This is a genomic window from Streptomyces sp. NPDC104581 (assembly GCF_055583685.1).
On sequence record NZ_JBVJNN010000046.1, the window covers coordinates 1 to 18,117 of the forward strand.

The 18,117-nt window shown below is 71.4% G+C and carries 16 protein-coding genes; 12 read left to right on the top strand and 4 right to left on the bottom strand.

Annotated features, from left to right (window positions below; genetic code table 11):
• Positions 1-145: 145 nt before the first annotated feature.
• The gene (locus tag ACZ61E_RS27770) at positions 146-1,081 is read right to left on the bottom strand and encodes an aldo/keto reductase (protein WP_469702678.1); all 936 of its coding nucleotides are present in this window, start codon (positions 1,079-1,081) and stop codon (positions 146-148) included.
• Between the two features lie 209 nt (positions 1,082-1,290).
• Here ACZ61E_RS27770 and ACZ61E_RS27775 point away from each other — a divergent pair, with 209 nt between their 5' ends.
• A complete protein-coding gene (locus ACZ61E_RS27775; protein ID WP_469702680.1) occupies positions 1,291-2,142 on the top strand; it encodes a class I SAM-dependent methyltransferase in 852 nt (283 codons plus the stop codon).
• A 21-nt stretch (positions 2,143-2,163) separates the two neighbouring features.
• Here the strand turns inward: ACZ61E_RS27775 and ACZ61E_RS27780 are convergent, their stop codons facing one another.
• The gene (locus tag ACZ61E_RS27780) at positions 2,164-2,580 is read right to left on the bottom strand and encodes a GNAT family N-acetyltransferase (protein ID WP_469702761.1); all 417 of its coding nucleotides are present in this window, start codon (positions 2,578-2,580) and stop codon (positions 2,164-2,166) included.
• A 155-nt stretch (positions 2,581-2,735) separates the two neighbouring features.
• On the opposite strand from ACZ61E_RS27780, the gene ACZ61E_RS27785 reads away from it, so the two are divergent.
• On the top strand, positions 2,736-5,378 hold the full coding sequence (locus tag ACZ61E_RS27785) for an alpha/beta fold hydrolase (protein ID WP_469702682.1): 2,643 nt from the start codon (positions 2,736-2,738) through the stop codon (positions 5,376-5,378).
• The gene (locus tag ACZ61E_RS27790; protein WP_469702683.1) at positions 5,375-6,250 is read left to right on the top strand and encodes an ABC transporter permease; all 876 of its coding nucleotides are present in this window, start codon (positions 5,375-5,377) and stop codon (positions 6,248-6,250) included. The genes ACZ61E_RS27785 and ACZ61E_RS27790 overlap by 4 nt, the downstream gene beginning before the upstream one ends.
• 53 nt (positions 6,251-6,303) lie before the next feature.
• On the opposite strand, the gene ACZ61E_RS27795 is transcribed toward ACZ61E_RS27790, so the two are convergent.
• Positions 6,304-7,161 (bottom strand): helix-turn-helix transcriptional regulator, encoded by an 858-nt coding sequence (locus ACZ61E_RS27795; RefSeq protein ID WP_469702685.1) that lies wholly within the window; start codon positions 7,159-7,161, stop codon positions 6,304-6,306.
• Positions 7,162-7,529: 368 nt separating this feature from the next.
• Here ACZ61E_RS27795 and ACZ61E_RS27800 point away from each other — a divergent pair, with 368 nt between their 5' ends.
• Positions 7,530-9,122: a vWA domain-containing protein gene (locus ACZ61E_RS27800; RefSeq protein WP_469702686.1), complete on the top strand. Its 1,593-nt coding sequence runs from the start codon at positions 7,530-7,532 to the stop codon at positions 9,120-9,122.
• Between the two features lie 322 nt (positions 9,123-9,444).
• Positions 9,445-9,918: an anthrone oxygenase family protein gene (locus ACZ61E_RS27805; protein WP_469702688.1), complete on the top strand. Its 474-nt coding sequence runs from the start codon at positions 9,445-9,447 to the stop codon at positions 9,916-9,918.
• On the opposite strand, the gene ACZ61E_RS27810 is transcribed toward ACZ61E_RS27805, so the two are convergent.
• Positions 9,899-10,675: a class I SAM-dependent methyltransferase family protein gene (locus tag ACZ61E_RS27810; RefSeq protein ID WP_469702689.1), complete on the bottom strand. Its 777-nt coding sequence runs from the start codon at positions 10,673-10,675 to the stop codon at positions 9,899-9,901. The two genes, ACZ61E_RS27805 and ACZ61E_RS27810, sit on opposite strands and share 20 nt — an antisense overlap.
• On the opposite strand from ACZ61E_RS27810, the gene ACZ61E_RS27815 reads away from it, so the two are divergent.
• The 7 genes from ACZ61E_RS27815 to ACZ61E_RS27845 all read left to right on the top strand — a co-directional run bounded on the left by ACZ61E_RS27815 (position 10,674) and on the right by ACZ61E_RS27845 (position 17,999).
• The gene (locus ACZ61E_RS27815; RefSeq protein WP_469702690.1) at positions 10,674-10,805 is read left to right on the top strand and encodes a hypothetical protein; all 132 of its coding nucleotides are present in this window, start codon (positions 10,674-10,676) and stop codon (positions 10,803-10,805) included. The genes ACZ61E_RS27810 and ACZ61E_RS27815 overlap by 2 nt on opposite strands.
• Positions 10,806-10,920: 115 nt before the next feature.
• Positions 10,921-12,204 (top strand): damage-control phosphatase ARMT1 family protein, encoded by a 1,284-nt coding sequence (locus ACZ61E_RS27820; protein WP_469702691.1) that lies wholly within the window; start codon positions 10,921-10,923, stop codon positions 12,202-12,204.
• A gap of 55 nt (positions 12,205-12,259) precedes the next feature.
• Positions 12,260-13,591, top strand: a complete 1,332-nt coding sequence (locus ACZ61E_RS27825) for a DUF4032 domain-containing protein (RefSeq protein WP_469702692.1) — start codon at positions 12,260-12,262, stop codon at positions 13,589-13,591.
• 193 nt (positions 13,592-13,784) lie between these two features.
• Positions 13,785-15,401, top strand: coding sequence for an MFS transporter (locus ACZ61E_RS27830; RefSeq protein ID WP_469702694.1), 1,617 nt, complete (start codon positions 13,785-13,787; stop codon positions 15,399-15,401).
• A 115-nt stretch (positions 15,402-15,516) separates the two neighbouring features.
• Complete coding sequence (locus tag ACZ61E_RS27835; RefSeq protein ID WP_469702695.1) at positions 15,517-16,050, top strand: DUF6630 family protein; 534 nt, start codon at positions 15,517-15,519, stop codon at positions 16,048-16,050.
• Between the two features lie 216 nt (positions 16,051-16,266).
• Positions 16,267-17,049 carry a hypothetical protein gene (locus ACZ61E_RS27840; protein ID WP_469702696.1) on the top strand — a complete coding sequence of 261 codons (783 nt, stop codon included), beginning with the start codon at positions 16,267-16,269 and terminating at the stop codon, positions 17,047-17,049.
• Between the two features lie 149 nt (positions 17,050-17,198).
• The gene (locus tag ACZ61E_RS27845; RefSeq protein WP_469702762.1) at positions 17,199-17,999 is read left to right on the top strand and encodes an APH(3'') family aminoglycoside O-phosphotransferase; all 801 of its coding nucleotides are present in this window, start codon (positions 17,199-17,201) and stop codon (positions 17,997-17,999) included.
• Positions 18,000-18,117 lie beyond the last annotated feature (118 nt).

Here is an 18,117-nt window from a genome sequence, read left to right on the forward strand (position 1 = left end):
CACCCGGACACGGCCATCGCATCCACCTACGACACCCCCCCCCCCCCCCCCCCACCCCCCCCCCCCCCCCCCCCCGCCCCCCCCCCCCCCCCCCCTCCCCCCCCCCCCCCCCCCCCACGGGGCGGCCGTCTCCCCGGCGCCGGGTTCAGGGAACGAGGTGGCCCGCGGCGCGGAACAGTTCGTACCACTCGGCCCGGGTGAGCGGGAGTTCGGAGCCCTGGGCGGCGCCCGTGACGCGCTCCGGGCTGGTGGTGCCGAGGACGACCTGCATCCGAGCGGGGTGGCGGGTGATCCAGGCGGTCGCGATCGCGATGGCGGGGACGTCGTAACGGGCGGCGAGACGGTCGATGACCGCGTTCAGCTCGGGGTAGTCCGGCGAGCCGAGGAAGACGCCGGTGAAGAAACCCGCCTGGAACGGGGACCACGCCTGGATGGTGATGTCGTTCAGCCGGCAGTAGTCGACGATCCCGCCGCCGTCGAGGGTGGCCGCCTGCTGCTCCGCGAGCATGTTCGCGGCGACGCCCTGAGCGATGATCGGCTGGTGGGTGATCGAGAGCTGGAGCTGGTTGGCAACGATGGGCTGACGCACGTACCTGCGCAGCAGTTCGATCTGACGTGGGGTCTGGTTCGAGACACCGAAGGCGCGGACCTTTCCCGACGATTCGAGAGCGTCGAAGGCGCGGGCGACCTCTTCGGGTTCCACGAGCGCGTCGGGGCGGTGCAGCAGCAGGATGTCGATGCGGTCGGTCCGCAGGGCTTCGAGTGAGCCCTCGACCGATTTGACGATGTGTTCGTAGGAGAAGTCGTAGTACGGCCCGTCCGTGACGATCCCCGCCTTGGTCTGGATCGTGATCTCGTCGCGCTGCGACGGGGTCAGCGCCATGGCCTCGGCGAAGCGGCGTTCACAACCGTGCAGTTCGCCGCCGTAGACGTCGGCGTGGTCCACGAAGTCGATGCCCGCGTCACGCGCGGTGCGAACGAGTCCGCGGATCTCGTCGTCCGTCTTGTCGGCGATACGCATCAGACCGAGTACGACGTTCGGGGCGAGGATGTCGGTGCCGGGCATGGTGAAGGTCTTCACGACGGTCTCCCTCTCGGATTCCAGGCCCGCACAGTGCAAACCGGGCCGCCCCGCACTCTAGGCGGCGGAGGGTCCATCGGCGCAGAGCAGCGAGTCGCCCCCGCGGCCCGCCGTATTCGAGCGCCGCACGAACACCCTTCGTGAAACAGGTTCGCCGCGCGCGTCGAGTTCTCGCCATGCCCTGGGCCCAAGACGGGAGGAGCGGCAGTATGGACGGCATGACGGACATGGTGAATTCAGCCCAGACCGAGGCGTGGAACGGCTACGAGGGCAGGCACTGGGCGGAACACCAGGATCGGTACGACCATCTGAACGACGCCGCCAATGCCCCGCTGCTCGAAGCCGCGGGGATAAAGGAGGGTGACCGCGTTCTGGACATCGGATGCGGAAACGGCCGGGTGACGCGGCTCGCCGCGCTTCGCGGGGCCCGTGCCCTGGGGATCGACCTGTCCTTACCGATGCTGGCGCGCGCCAGAGCGTCGGCGGTGGCGGAGAAGATCGAGGACGCCACGTTCGTCCAGGGCGACGCGCAGGTGCACGACTTCGAGGAGGGGGCCTTCGACATCGCCGTGAGCCGCTTCGGCGTGATGTTCTTCGCCGACCCCGCCGCCGCGTTCCGCAACATCGGACGCGCGTTACGGCCCGGTGGGCGGCTCGCCTTCGTCTGCCCGCAGTCGTTCAGCCTCATGGACCAGGCGGTGATCTTCGCGGCCATCGGCACCCAGGTCACGCTCCCGCCGCTCAACGAGGACAGCAAGCACCAGCCCGCCTCCTTCGCGGACCCCGCGCACACCGAGCGGGTGCTGAGCGCGGCGGGCTTCAAGGGCATCGGCCTGCGATCCCTCGCACTGAGCCAGCACTGGGGCAAGGACGCCTCGGACGCCTCCGCCTTCCTGATGGGATGGGGGCCGCTTCAGCACTGGCTGGCCCTCGCGAAGGCCGACGAGCGGACCCGTACACGCGCCCACGACGCCGCCACGGAGGCGTTCCACGCCTTCGAGACCCGGCAGGGCGTACGGCTGACCAGCCGTCTGTGGCTCGTCACCGCCGAATGGCCGTGAACACCCTGGGGGCCGGCACGTCTAGGGGGTGTTGAACTCCCAGGTCAGCATGGCGAAGTGGCCTTCGTCACGTGCCCCGGCCGCGCGGTACGTCGCCAGCGCCGGGTCGTTGTCGGTGTCCGCCCCCACCCATAGGTCGTAGCAGCCGCGCTCACGCGCGATCCCCGCGAGCGCCTCGGTCAGCGCCCTGCCGATGCCCCGGCGACGGTACGGCTCGTCCACGGACAGTTCGTACAGACACATTTCAACGCCTTTGTCCGGATGCAGCATCTCGATACCGGAGACAAATCCGGCCGGGACGCCTTCGACATAGGCGATCAGCATCAGATGACCCGGAGCGGCGAGGAAGCACTCCGCCCACTCCGGCCGGGCCGGGTTGTCGTACAGATGCTGGACGGCGACGAGTTCGCCGGCCGTCGTCGCCCGGCGGATCTCCATGCCGGTCATGTCGCTGGTCACTCCTCGCGCGTCGGGACAGTGGCCGCCGTACCACGGCTGGTGTACGGCGACGCTACCCCGTACTCCTCAAGGAGGCCTGTGAGTTCCGACCGGTGTCAGCGCGGACGGAGCGAAAGGCCGTTTAGGGTTCAAGAATGGAGATCCCAACCCCCCGACGGCCACGGCTGCGCAAACGGTGGCTCGCGGGTCTGGCCGCGGCCGCCGTGCTCGTCGGCGCCGGCACCTGGACAGCCGTCGCCTCGGACAGCGCACCCACCGTGCACCGAGACGACCAGACGATGGAGATGCCCGGCGCCCGGATCGACACCTCGTACTTCACCGCGGGCGACGGCGACCGCCGCAGGCCGGCCGTCCTGCTCGGCCACGGCTTCGGCGGCAGCAAGAACGACGTACGGGCCCAGGCCGAGAAGCTCGCCCGCGACGGATACGCCGTACTGACCTGGTCGGCACGGGGGTTCGGGGAGTCCACCGGCACGATCGGACTCAACGATCCGGCCCACGAGGTCAAGGACGTCTCCCGGCTGATCGACTGGCTCGCCGAGCGCCCCGAGGTCCAGCTCGACGGCGACGGCGACCCCCGCGTCGGCATGAGCGGCGCCTCCTACGGAGGAGCCGTCTCCCTGCTCGGCGCGGGCCACGACCCACGCGTCGACGCGATCGCACCCGTGATCACCTACTGGAATCTCGCGGACTCCCTCTTCCCCGACGGCGTCTTCAAGAAGCTCTGGGCCGGGATCTTCTTCTCCACCGGCGGTGGCTGCGACACCTTCGAGAAGCAGCTCTGCGAGATGTACGAGCGGGTCGCCGTCGCCGGGAAGCCCGACGCGGCGGCCAGGGAACTCCTCACGGAGCGCAGCCCGTCCGCGGTCGGCGACCGCATCAAGGTCCCCTCGCTGATCATCCAGGGCCAGACCGACTCGCTGTTCCCGCTCAGCCAGTCGGACGCCATGGCGAAGACGATCAAGGCCAACGGCGCACCTGTCGCCGTCGACTGGATGGCCGGCGGCCACGACGGCGGGAACGCCGAGACCGGCCGGGTCGAGAGCCGTATCAACTCCTGGTTCGACCGCCACCTCAAGAAGGACACGAGCGTCGACACGGGGCCCGGGTTCCGCGTCAGCCGTACCGGAGGCGTCGACTCCACCGACGGCCGCGCACTGCTGCGCGGTGCGACCAGCGACAGCTACCCCGGGCTGCGGAGCGGGATGACGGACATCCCCCTCACCGGGCGGGAGCAGTCGTTCGACAATCCCGCCGGCGCGAACCCGCCCGCCATCTCCACCGTCCCGGCCGTCGGCGGCGGGCTGTCCCAGCTGTCCTCGTTCGGGCTGGGCCTCGCCCTCGACTTCCCCGGACAGTTCGCGCGCTTCGACTCCCGGCCGCTCGACACATCGCTCCAGGTGACGGGCTCACCGACCGTCCGGGTCACCGTCAAGTCCGACAGCGACGACGCCGTCCTCTTCGGCAAGGTCTACGACGTGGGCCCCGACGGCCGCCAGCAGGTACTGCCCTCCCAGCTCGTCTCCCCCGTACGGGTCGAGGGAGCCAAGGCGGGCGAGGGCAAGACCGTCGAACTGACCCTGCCGGCCATCGACCACAAGGTGGAGGCCGGACACCGGCTGCGCCTCGTCCTCGCCGCGACCGACCTCGCCTACGCCTCACCCGCCACCCCGGCCACCTACACCGTCACCGTCGACGGCGACCTGTCCGTACCCACCGCGCCCGCGCTCAGCACCGCCGCGCCCACCCTCGCCTGGTGGGTCTGGGGTCTGCCGCTGGCCGGTGCGCTGATCGCCGCCGCACTGCTGCTCACCGCACGCCGCAGGGTCAGCGCGCCGGCGCCCGATCCGGAACTCGCCGACGTACCCCTCCAGATCACCGACCTGTCGAAGCGCTACGCCAAGTCCACCGACCGCTACGCCGTGCGGGACCTGTCCTTCCGTGTCGAGAAGGGCCAGGTGCTCGGACTCCTCGGCCCGAACGGCGCGGGCAAGACCACGACCCTGCGCATGCTGATGGGTCTCATCACCCCCGACGCCGGAGACATCCGGGTCTTCGGGCACGCCATCAGGCCCGGCGCACCCGTCCTCTCCCACGTCGGGTCCTTCGTCGAAGGGGCGGGGTTCCTGCCACACCTGTCCGGACGGGACAACCTGGAGCTGTACTGGCGGGCCACCGGCCGCCCCGCCGAGGACTCGCACATCGAGCAGGCCCTGGAGATCGCCGGCCTCGGCGACGCGCTCGCCCGCGCGGTGCGCACCTACTCCCAGGGCATGCGGCAGCGCCTCGCCATAGCGCAGGCCATGCTCGGCCTGCCGGACCTGCTCATCCTGGACGAGCCGACCAACGGCCTCGACCCGCCGCAGATCCGCGAGATGCGTGACGTGATGATCCGTTACGCGGCCGAAGGCCGGACCGTCATCGTCTCCAGCCACCTCCTCTCCGAGGTCGAGCAGACCTGTACGCATCTGGTGGTCATGGACCGGGGCCGGCTCGTCCAGGCAGGTCCCGTCGCCGAGATCACCGGATCCGGTGACACCGTGCTCGTCACCACGGCCGGACAGGTGCCCGAACAGGTCGTGGACAAGATCGCCGCGATGCCCGGCATCGGATCCGCGATCCGTACGGACGAGGGGCTGCTCGTACGGCTCGACGGTGCCGGCACCAACACCCTTGTCACCGAACTGATCCGGATGGACGTGACGCTGCTCGGCGTCGGACCGCACCGCCGCCTGGAGGACGCCTTCCTCACCCTCATCTCAGGAGCCTCCGCATGAGCGCGCTGACCGAAACGGCTCCCGGCTACCGTGCGGGCCGCACCCTCCCGTTCCGTGTCGAGCTCGTACGACAGCTCAAGCGCAGGCGCACGATGGCGATGGGCGGGATCCTGGCCGTCCTGCCCTTCGTGCTGATCGTGGCCTTCGCCATCGGCGGGACCCCGGGAGCCGACGAGGACGGCGACGGCGGGGGCGGCAGCCGGCTGAACCTGATGGACACCGCCACCGCGTCCGGGGCCAACTTCGCCGCCACCTGCCTCTTCGTCTCGGCGGGCTTCCTGCTGGTCGTCCCCGTCGCGCTGTTCTGCGGGGACACCGTGGCCTCCGAGGCGAGCTGGTCCTCCCTGCGCTATCTGCTCGCCGCGCCCGTACCGCGCGCCCGCCTGCTGTGGAGCAAGCTGGCGGTGGCGCTCTCCATGAGCCTGGCCGCGATGGTGCTGCTGCCGGTCGTCGCACTGGCGGCGGGCACGGCCGCCTATGGCTGGGGCGCTCTGGAACTGCCCACCGGAGGATCGCTGGGCACGGCCGACACCGTCCCCCGGCTCGCCCTCGTCGTCGGCTTCATCTTCGTCTCCCAACTGGTCACGGCGGGCCTCGCCTTCTGGCTCTCCACGAAGACCGACGCCCCGCTCGGAGCGGTCGGCGGCGCCGTCGGGCTGACGATCATCGGCAACGTCCTGGACCAGGTGACGGCGCTGGGGACCTGGCGTGACTTCCTGCCCGCGCACTGGCAGTACGCCTGGGCGGACGCGCTCCAGCCGCAGCTGGAGTGGAGCGGCATGCTGAAGGGCTCGGCGATCTCGGTGACCTACGCACTGGTGCTGTTCGCGCTCGCCTTCAGGAACTTCGCCCGGAAGGACATCGTGAGCTGAGCCCTCCCGCCGAGCGGCCGGCCCGACACCGTGGGCCGACGCGCGCGGCGCGTTCACACCCAGCCCCGGCGAGCCGCTTCCGCCCCCGCGCGGAAGCGGCTCGTCGTGCCGAGGGCGGTGAGCAGCTCACCGACCCGCCTGCTGTAGGTCCGGGGCGACATACCGAGCCGCGCCGCCGCCGCCTCGTCGGTGAGCCCGCACAGCATGGCGTCGAGCACGGACCGTAACTGACGGGGAAGGGCGGCCGGTCCGGCTCCGGACCTGGCCCCGGAACCGGGCCCCGCCTCCGCGTCGGCAGGCGGCGGGCGCGTCGACCGGCCCGACGGCGCGCCCGCCACCGGGTCCGGCCGCACGGTCAGCTCCTCGCCACTGTCCCACCAGTGCTGATGGATACGGACCAGGGCCCCGACCACCACCGGGTCCCGGATCAGCAGAACCCCGTTGAAGTGGAGGTCCAGATCGAGGGGGAGCGCGGCCGTCGTGCGGTCCACGAGGACCATCTTGAACGGGATCGTCTCCGTCTGCCGTGCGCCACGGGCGAGAGCCCGCAGCGTGTGGGGCAGCCCCGCCAGGCTGCGGCGCGGCACGATCCGGCGGACCGTGAGCGGGTGGGCTGGCAGCGCAGTGGTCGCGGCATCGGATCCCGCGTCGGATCCCATGTGGTCACGGGCGCTCTCCCGCGCGTCGTCCCCGGCGCCGGGACGTGCCACCGGGTCCGCCCGTTCCGAGGCCGCGCGGACGCACCCGGTGGCGAAATCCAGGAACGGCAACGGCAGGCCCTTCCCCGGGGAACGGCCCGGATCGTCGAACGTCAGCAGTTCGCGACGCGCGGAACGGACGAGCGCGGCCAGCGCGGCCGCCACTTGATGGGTACCGCGGACCGTCCGGCCGGCCGGTCGGAGACTCTCCACCGCCTCCCCCCGCAGTACGCGTCTCGGCAGGGCCCACCTGTTGAGTACAGACCCCGGAACATGTGCCACGGCTGACCACCCCCGCCATCCCCTCGGAGCCGTACGCCACTCCATGTACTCATGAGACTGCACACCGTGACAAGTGCCAGTTCAGGGAGTGGCGACTCCATGCCAAAGGAGTTGATCCACGCATCAACGGCGAAGCCGCGCGTACGAGTTCGCGCGCAAGCGGCGTGAACAGCGGGGCGTGGGCGGACAACTCCCATGGTCCGTTGCCGCATTGAGATTCATCCGCAACCTGCCGTGCCGGTCCTGCCGGGCGGCCCGGACGTCACATCCACAAGTCACGACGATCCAGGGGGACCGAGATGAAGCTCCACACAGAGACATGCCGGGGTGCGGTGATCGCGCTGCTGGCGGGCGGCCTGCTGCTCACCGGCTGCTCCGGCGACAACCGGCAGGACGCGAGCGGGGCGGCCGACAGGCCGGCCGCGGGAAGCGCCCCCGGCGGCGGGCCGGGGTCCACCGGGGGCTCGGGGGCTGCGGCGCCGGCCGACGGCGCCGAGCAGGGCGAGGACCGCCGGGAGGGCGAACAGAAACAGGACGACAGCGAACGGGATCTCGCACCGGAACCGGACTACCTGTCGACCTTCGCACTGGACGTGGACACCGCCTCCTACGGATACGCGCTCCGCACCCTCGACGACGGGCGGCTGCCGGACCCCGGCACCGTACGGCCCGAGGAGTTCGTCAACAGCTTCCGCCAGGACTACGAACGGCCCGAAGGAGACGGCTTCTCCGTCACGGTCGACGGCGCGGCGGCGCCGGGCGCGGACGACGACTGGTCACTCCTGCGCGTCGGTCTCGCCACCCGGCAGGCCGACCAGGACGGCGAACGCCCGCCCGCCGCGCTCACGTTCGTGATCGACACCTCGGGCTCCATGGCCGAGCCCGGCCGCCTGGACCTCGTCAAGGAATCACTCGGCATCCTTACGGACGAGCTGCGCGGCGACGACTCGATCGCGCTCGTCACCTTCAGCGGGGAGGCCGAGACCCGGCTGCCCATGACCCGCGTCGGCGACAGCCGCGCCCGGATCCACGACGTGATCGAGGAGCTGGAGCCCTCCGACTCGACCAATGTCGGGGCGGGCGTCGAGAAGGGCTACGACGAAGCCGTCGACGGCCGCAGGAGCGGGGCGACCAACCGGGTCGTCCTGCTGTCCGACGCGCTGGCCAACACCGGCGAGACGCAGGCGGACGCGATCCTCGAACGTATCGGGAGCGCGCGCGGTGAGCACGGCATCACCCTCTTCGGCGTGGGCGTCGGAAGCGACTACGGCGACGCCCTGATGGAACGGCTCGCCGACAGGGGCGACGGACACACCACATATGTCTCCGACCGGGAACAGGCCAGGAAGGTCTTCGTCGACCAGCTCCCCATGAACGTCGAACTGCGCGCCAGGGACGCCAAGGCCCAGGTGGCGTTCGACAGTGACACGGTCGAACGGTTCCGGCTGATCGGCTACGAGAACAGGGCCGTCGCGGACGAGGACTTCCGCGACGACCGGGTCGACGGCGGCGAGGTCGGGCCCGGGCACACGGTGACGGCGCTGTACGCCGTCAGGCTGCGGCCCGGCGCGAGCGGCGAGGTGGCGCGGGCGACGGTGCGCTGGCTGGACCCCGAGACCCGGGCGCCGCACGAGCGCTCCGGCTCGGTCGGCGCGAGCGCGGTCGGCGCACGGCTCTGGGGCGACGCGAAGCCGCGGCTCCAGGTCACCGCTGTCGCCGCGTACTTCGCCGAGTCGCTGCGCGGCGGCTCGTCGGGCGACGGCACCCTGCCCGGCGCCCCCGGTCTCGGTGAACTGGAGGAGCGCGCACGCACGTTGGCCGATTCCACGGAGGACGGGTCGGTGAAGGAGCTGGCGGAGGCGATCGACCGGGCGAGCCGCCTCCGGGACTAGTCGTGTCTCCGAAGTAGCGCCGTCCGCCCGCAGGGCGGGGCCGGCGGCGGCCGGTGCGGTGCGTCGCGAGGCGGAGGACCGGTCTCGTACGGGGCGTACCCGGCCGACTCCGACTCCGACTCCGACAACGCGGCGAGGTCCCGCGCCGGGCGTCGGGGCCGGGCGGGACTGTGAAGACACGACCTACGGCCGGGCGGCACCGGGCGCGGCCGGTCCCGGTGGCGCGGCGCGAGCGGTGGGGGCGGCGCGGCGCCGGGCGGCCCGGCGCCCGCGGGCGGAACGGGGCCGCGCCACCCCCACTCCACAGGTCATGATGTGCGGCATGGCCACCGTCCTGCTCGCGCTCGCCGTCGTCTCCACCGGTCTCTACGCCGGCATGATGCTCGTCTTCCTGACCGGGATCATGCCCGCGCTGGCCCGGCTCTCGGATGGGGAGTTCGTGACGGCCATGCGCCGGATCAACGAGGAGGTCCCGCGCGGGCTGTTCCTGCTCCTGTTCCTCGCCGAAGTGGCGTTCCCGGTCGCCGCGCTCGCCGTCCCCGCCGACGACCGCTCGAACACCCAGTGGTGGCTGCTGCTGGCCGGCCTGATCTGCGTGGTGGTCAACCACCTCGTCACCGTCGGGGGCAACATCCCGCTCAACAGCGCCCTCGCGTCGTCCGGGGCCGCTCCCCTGGCCGACCCCGACAGCGCGGTCCGCGCGGCCTTCGAGAGCCGCTGGAACCGCTTCCACGCCGTCCGTACGGCCTTCGCGGTCGGCGGGTTCGCGCTGATCGTCAGTGCCTCGCTGTCGTGACGGTGAACAGTCCCACGGATTCCCGCCGGCTCGCGACCTCGGCGAACCCCGCCCGGTCGGCCCACTGTTCGGCCAGTTCCACCGGCCGGCACTTCATCTCCCAGAGGACGCCCTCCCGGTTCGGCAGTACGTTCGCGATGAACTCCAACTGAGGGTGCCGGGTCTGGGTCGTGAAGACCAGCACTCCGCCGGGCGCGAGCATGCCGCGCAGTCGCGCGACGGACGCGGCGATGACGGCGTCGTCCAGCAGCAGTTCGTAGAGCCCCGACACGACGACGATGTCGGGAGCGGGGGAGGCCGGTGCCGGGTCGAGCGCGTCGCCGTCCGCGTACGAGATCCCCGTCAGCCCGCGCTCCGCCGCCTGACGCCGGCCCTGCGCGAGACCGGCGCGGTCCAGGTCGCGGCACTCGACGTGGAGGGTGCCGGGCGCGTACTCCGCGACCAGGTCCTGGAGATACCGTCCGGGGCCCGACGCCACGTCCAGTACGCGTACCCCGCCTCCGCCCCCGCTCCCGGTGCCGCCGCGCCGCGCGATCTCCTTACGGAGGACGTCCTTGAGCAGTTCGCGACGGGCGCGGATGGCCCGCCACCCGACCGCGTTCAGGTACACGCGGTCGATCAGGTGCCCGACGACCGGGAAGCCGCCGGCCTTGTTGACATACACGTAGTCCAGCATCGAACCGCTGTCGAAGCCGTGCCGGTAACCGATCCGGATACCGGTGCTCGCACGCCCGACGGTGGAGAGCAGGACGCGCATGGCCGCCCACCGCGCGTCCCGCCACCGAGTCGTCCTGGTCCTGTTCTTCGTCCCGTTCTTCGTCATGCGCATCAGCGTCGGCCCGGAGCACGGGTCCCGGTATCCGCGCGGCTACTCGGACAGCGCGTGAGTAGGTCCGCGTACATCCCCGCCGGGACCGACCCGGCCCACCGGCACGCCGGGGCGGCGAAACCGTGGAGGTACGGTGCGACGGACGACGACCGGCACCGGAGGACAGGGAAGCCATGCCTGAAGTGGACGACGCGCCCGTGATCGTGAGCAGCGTGCCCGGTTCGTTCGCGCACGGCGTCCTGGCCGAGCGCCATCCCGCCCTCGTCCGGCGGGTGCGCGACGCCTTCCCGTGGCCGCCGGAGCGGCGCCGGGCGCTCGACCAACTGCTCGCCTCCTGTACGGAGGGCGTGATCGGACCGCTGGGTCCGGACGCGCACGACCGTGACCAGTGGGACGCGTGGGGCAGCGAATACATCGGCCGCTCGTGGTTCGACGTGCCGTTCCTCTGGTCCGAGAGCTACTTCTACCGCCGGCTCCTCGAAGCGACCGGCTACTTCGCTCCCGGGCCGTGGCAGGGCATCGACCCCTTCGAGCCCTTCAAGCGGGCCGAGTTGCGCGGCTCACTCGTGGACGACGAACTCGCGGCGCTCGACGCGCTCTCCCCGCGGCCGGTGGAGGAGCGGGCCGCCGCCTGCCTCCAGGGCTCGCTCTGGGGCAACCGCGCGGACCTCGGCTTCACCGCCGGTTCGCCGGACGGGGCGCGCCCGGCGAACGGGCCCGGCGGCCCCCACGCGGGCCCCGGCGGCTCCGTCGGCGGCTCGTCCGCCGCCTCCGCTGCCGAGGACGACCCGCCGCCCCTCGTCGCGGACGACAGTGAGGCGCTCTGGGCGCTGCTGCCGGCCGGCCGCGCGTCCGGCGCCGTACGGACCGTCCATGTCGTCGCCGACAACGCGGGCCGCGAGCTGATCCCCGACCTCGTCCTCGTCGACCACCTCCTCACCACCGGGCGCGCGGACGAAGTGGTGCTGCACGTGAAGCCGTATCCGTACTACGTCTCCGACGCCACCACGGCCGATGTCGTCGGCTGCGCGCGCCGTCTCGTACAGGCGTCCGGCAGCGCGGGCGAGGCGGGAGAGCGGCTCTGGGCCGCGATGGGCGACGGGAGGCTCGCCGTACGCACGCACGCCTTCTACTGCGCGCCGCTCCCGTACGGCGCGATGCCCGACGACCTGCGAGGGGAGTTCGCGGGCGCGGCCCTGACTCTCGTGAAGGGCGACCTCAACTACCGCCGTCTCGTCGGTGACCGGCTCTGGGCGCCCACCACGTCGTTCGCCGAGCGCACGGCGCACTTCCCGGGGCCGGTCGCGGCCTTGCGTACCCTGAAGTCCGATGTGATCGTCGGCCTCGACCCGCGCACCGTGGCGCGGCTCGACGACGCGGACGCGGGCGCGGGGGACGGCGCCGTCCGGGCATGGCGTACGAGTGGCACGCACGCGCTCATCCAGGTCAGGCCCTGACCGAGCCGACTCGCCGGCGGCGAGGAACCAGCAGACGAACGTCGGAGGCAGCGTCATGGCGCTCCAGATCAGCGCGACCAACCCGGAGCAGCCGGCCGTGCTCCTCGACCTGCCCTGGGGCATCCCGCTCGAAGAGTGGCCCGACGACTGCCTGGTGGCCCTGCCGCGCGGCATCTCGCGCCATGTGGTGCGTTTCGCAGGCGCCGGGTCCGAGGTGCTGGCGGTCAAGGAGATAGCCGAGCGTCCCGCGGTGCGCGAGTTCGGGCTGCTGAGGGATCTGCACCGGCTCGGCATACCCGCGGTGGACCCGGTCGCCGTGGTCACGGGGCGGGTGGACGCGGACGGCAGACCGCTGGAGTCCGCGCTCATCACACGGCACCTGAAGGGCTCGCTGCCGTACCGCTCGATGTTCGAGTCGACCATGCGCCCGAGCACCGTGAAGCGGCTCATGGACGCGCTCGCCGTCCTCCTGGTGAGGTTGCATCTGACCGGCTTCGCATGGGGCGACTGCTCGTTGTCCAACGCCCTCTTCAGGAGGGACGCCGGGGCCTACGCGGCCTATCTGGTGGACGCCGAGACGGGTCAGATCCAGCCGACGCTCAGCCGTGGCCAGCGCGACTACGACATCGAGCTGGCGCGCGTCAACATCGCCGGGGAGCTGATGGACCTGGAAGCCTCCGGCTCGCTCCATCCGTCCGTCGACCCGGTGCCGTTCGGAGCGGCGATCGTACGGCGCTACGAGGACCTGTGGCACGAGTTGACGCGTGAGTCCGTCTACCCGGTCGACAAGCGCCACTACATCGACCGCAGGATCCGCAGACTGAACGAACTGGGTTTCGACGTCGCGGAGATGCAGATGGAGCGCTCGCCGATGGGCGACACCGTCACCTTTCTTCCCAAGGTGGTCGACGCGGGCCACCATCAGCGCCAGCTGCTGCGTCTGACGGGCCTGGACGCGGAGGAGAACCAGGCACGCCGGCTGCTCAACGACCTGGAGAGCTGGATGGCCGGCCAGGACGACTACGCGCCCGGCGACCCGCTGGGGGCCCGTCCGGAGGTCCTGGCGCACCGCTGGGTGCGGGACGTGTTCCGGCCGACCGTACGGGCCGTGCCGCTGGAGCTGCGCCGCAGGACGGAGGCGGCGCAGATCTACCACGAGGTGCTGGAGCACCGCTGGTACCTGTCCGAGAGCGCAGGGAAGGACGTCGGGCTGGACGTGACGATCGAGGACTACGTCGCCAACATACTGCCGCGCACGCAGAGCGCGTCCGCGCCGGATCCGTCCGCGCCGGTTTCTCCCGAACCCGAGGAACCGGAACAGCCGGAGAACGGCGACGAGACGGGGGAACCGGCCGTGCCGAAGGGGCCGGGGCCGCGCGCTTCCTGACCCCCGCCGGACCTCCGCGGATGTGAACGGCCCCGCCGCGACGGGGGAAACGCGGCGGGACCTTGAGAGCGAATTCCCTCTTCGCCACCGATTACACATACGTTCACGCGCCGCGCCCCCACGCCGATGACCTTCCCCCCGTCGCGCGCGCCGAATGCGCCTGATGTGGCAGAACGGGGGAAAATCCCGGTCCATGACAGAAAGAGGCGATCTTCCGAATCCCGGCGCACCCCTCGGTACGAAGGGCGCGCCGAATCAGACGCTGGCCCTCGCGGCCACGCTGTTCGCCGTGTCGATGACGTTCATCGACCAGACCATCGTCGCCATCGCCGCCCCCGACATCATCGGCGAACTGGGGCTCACGGCCTCCGGGATGCAGTGGGTGATCAACGCGTATCTGCTGACGCTGGCGGCGTTCTTCGCCTTCGGCGGGCGGCTGGCCGACATCGCCGGTCACCGCCGGATCATGGTGATCGGCACCCTCGTCTTCGTGATCTCCTCCGTCCTGTGCGGGTGTGTGCCGCGCGGGGACCTCGCGCAGAGCTGGCTCATCACCTTCCGGGCCTTCCAGGGTCTCGGTGCCGCGCTGATGTTCCCCGCCGCTCTCGCCGTCGTCATCAACGTCTTCCCGGTCGAGAGACGGGGCAGGGCCCTGGCGCTGTTCTTCGGGCTCTCCGGCGCCCTCACCGCCGTGGGGCCGCTGCTCGGCGGCTGGCTCACCGACTGGACCTGGCGGGCGATCTTCTGGGTCAACGTCCCCGTGGCGGTGATCGCCCTCGTACTGACGGCGATGGCCCGTGTCCCGAACATCTCGCGCCGCGACCGGCTGGACGTGCCCGGCGCCGTCCTGGTGGCCGGCGGCATGGCACTGAGCGTGCTCGGCTTCCAGCAGGCGTCCACCTGGGGCTGGGGCAGCGCGGCCACCTGGGCGTGCATCGTCGGCGGACTGCTCGTCCTGGTCGTCTTCTGCCGCTTCGAACTCCGCGTCCGGGACCCGCTCGTCAAGCTCCGGGTCTTCCGGGACCGGGCGTTCGCCGTGGACTGTGCCGTGCTGTTCTTCGCCATGCTCGCGTTCGTCCCGGTTTTTTTCTTCGCCTCCGTCTACGCGCAGGTGTCGTTGAGTGCGTCGCCGAACCAGGCCGCGCTCTTCCTGCTGTACTTCTTCGTGGGCTTCGCCATCGCCTCGCAGTGGGGCGGACGCGTCCTGGACAAGCGGGGCGCCGGACCGGCGCTCAGACTCGGCACCGCCATCGGGGCGGTCGGGTTCGCCCTGTGGGCCTCCAAGCTGACGGACCTGTCGATGCACGACCAGTGGCCGTACGTGGCGCTGGCCGGCGCCGGTATCGGTCTGCTGCTCTCCCCGGCCGCGACCGACGCGGTCAACCGTGCGATCGGTGCCTCCTACGGAGAGGTCACCGGAATCACCCAGACCATCCGCTACTTCGCGGCGAGCGTGGGCCTTGCCGTGTTCGGCACCGTGCTGACGCACATCACCGGCGACCGGGTCGCCGAGACCCTCCGGGCGAAGGGCCTGCCGGCGGACGAGGCACGCGACGCCGCGAGCGGCGTCGCGGAGGCCGTGTCCGGGCAGGCGGACACCCGTCAGCCCTCGGGCGCCGGTGAGGTCGCGCGGATCACGCGCGAGTCGATGGACGCGATCCGGATGGACTTCGCGCAGGCCAATCAGTGGGTGTTCTACGGGATGGCCATCGCGCTCGCGCTGGCGTTCATCTGCTCGCTGTTCCACCCCGGGACGCGGGTGACGGGCACGCCGGAGCCGGCGGGTGCTCCGAGGAGCACCGGACCGTAACGGCGGCTCGCGGACCGTTGTCGTACCCCTGTGGCAGGGTGTTTTCCCGATGCCGAACACCTGGCGCCTCTCCACTTGTTGACTTGTCGACCTTCGCCGCAGAAGGAGCACATCCATGTCCGGTCCCGGTCCCGGTTCCGCCGATGGCGAGGTCCTCGCCTCCCTGACGGCCGTGGCGTCGCTGCTCGCGCCCGGCCGTCCGTCCGTCGCCGAACAGGTGCGGTTCGCCCACCAGGACCCCGGCGGTTATGTGCGTACGTACGCGGACCGGCTGGACGATCGAGGCATTGACGAGCCGTTTCCCGGGCTGGCGTGGATAGCACTCGTGGACGCGCTCCACGAGGAGAAGCTGCTCGCGGAGTTCGACTGGAAGGAGAGCGCGGACGAGATCCGGTTCGGGCTGAGGGGCCTGGTCTCGCGCCCGTCCGTGGATCCCTGGGCGCTGTTCGACGACGGTGAGTCGGAGTTGACGACCCATGACTTCCTGGAGGTCTGCGGTCGGCACTACCGCGAGGTCGGCGCGGCCCTCGTGGTGCTCGACATCGAGTCCGACTGCTATCCGGTGGCGGGCCTGAGCGCGGGACGCCTCGACGAACTGGTGCCGCTCGCGAAGAGTGCGGGCTTCGCCGCATGGCCCCTCGGGGCCTGACCGGCACCGGCCCCCGGGCCGGCCGTCCCGTAAGGGTGCCCGACCATTGCGCAAGGCGCGTTCAAGGTCGGCGCGAGGGCCGTGTCCGACACTCCGTTAGGTCCACGAGTGGGTCCACGAGCCCTGTCCCTGGGCCCGAACTAGCGTGCGCGGTGACCGGGAGAATCGCAGGCGTGAGCGAACAGCCCCGGTGGCCCTTCAGGAAGGGAAGTCGGGATGGGCGGGTTCGACCAGCTGCTCGGCACTGATTTCGGAGATCGGCCCACGTCCGACACGGGCGAGGTCATCTACGCGGGACTCGACCACCCGGAGCGGCACCGGGAACGGGTGCCCGGCCTCGTCGCGATCCTGACCGACTCCGCCGCATCCGACAGGGAACGCTTCCTCGCGTGCGCGGCCCTGACGACCTGGGGAGAGCCCGCCGGATACATGGCGGTCGTGGAGGCCGCCGTGTCCGGCAGGCGCGCTCCCTGGTACGGCATCCTCGTCGACCGGAAGTTCTCGGTGGACAGCACCTTCGCCCAACTCGCGGTGGCCCTGGGCGACAGCAGGGACATGGCGGCGGAGAAGGGGACGCTCGCGCAGCGTGAATCCGCTTTCCGCGCGCTGGTGAGGATCGCCGACACCGAGTACTTCGAGGACCAACTCGGGGATCTCGTGGACGAGTCGACGGCCCGGTCGCTCCTTGCCGACATCAGCGAGACGGTGGACAGGGGGGTCGGCTCCCTGACGGGGATCGTCGGGGTGCGGCCCCACTTCGACCTCGCCACCCAGCTTGTCGATCTGGCGGGCGCGGTCGCCTCCGTCGACGGGGTCCTCGCCGCGAGACTCGCCCTGGCGGTCCTGGAGGTCGAACCGTCACGGCGGGCTCTGCTGAACGCCGTCACCGTTCTGCACCGCTCATCGGCCGCGGAGGTCCGGCGACTGGGCTCGTACATGATCGCGGTCGGCGACGAGCGTGTACGCGGGATGGCGGTGGACGCGCTTCGTACGGCCTGAGCCGCCGCGGTACCGGCGGCGGGTCCCCGGGTCCGTTTCCGGGAACCGGGGCTGGGCGGTGTTCGGTCGTCGGCGCGGGCGTGGTCACGCGAATAATGCCGGGTGCGGTGCGGGCGGCTCTGGCTAGGGTGGCCGTCGTGATCGATTCGATGTTCCGGACGCTGCTGGACGGCGGCCACGACGGTGACGCGTGGGAACCCGTCCAGGGCGGCGAATCCGGGGCCGGTGTCTTCCGGTCCGGGGACGGCTCGCGGTACGCGAAATGCGTTCCGGCCGGCTCCATGGCCTCGCTGGAGGAGGAACGCGATCGTGTCGGCTGGCTCGGCGAGCAGGGCGTGCCGGGTCCGCGCGTACTCGACTGGCGTGTCACCCCCGACGCGGCCTGTCTGGTGACGAGCACCGTCGCGGGGGTCACCGCCGACCGTGTGCCGCCCGCGCGGCTGCTGGACGCCTGGGAGCCGATCGCCGACGCCGTGCGCCGCCTCCACGAACTGCCCGTGCGGGACTGTCCGTTCACCCGCGGGCTCGCGGAGATGTTCGCGACCGCCCGTGACGTCGTCGCGCGGGGTGCGGTCAATCCCGAGTTCCTCCCCGAGGACCGGCGGGGAACCCCGGCCGACGCGTTGCTCGCGCGTCTCCAACCGCAGCTCGGGCAGCGCCTCGCCCAGGAGGCCACCGAGACCGTCGTCTGCCACGGGGACCTGTGCCTGCCCAACATCGTCCTCGACCCGGAGACGATGGGCGTGGCGGGTTTCATCGATCTCGGACGCCTCGGAGCGGCCGACCCGTACGCGGACATCGCTCTCCTGCTCGCCAACTCCCGGGAGACCTGGGAGGACGAGGGGCGGGCGAACTCCGCGGACGAGGCGTTCGCCGAGCGGTACGGCATCGTGCTCGACCGCGACCGGGAGAGGTTCTATCTCCAACTCGACCCGCTCACCTGGGGCTGACGATGAACCGACCGGCGATCAGTCTTCAACAGGCCGCTTCCGCGAGAGGAGTTGAGATGCCCGGAGCACCCGGTTGCCCGAGCGCGCGCTGACGTCGTAGGTCACGACCGACCCGTCA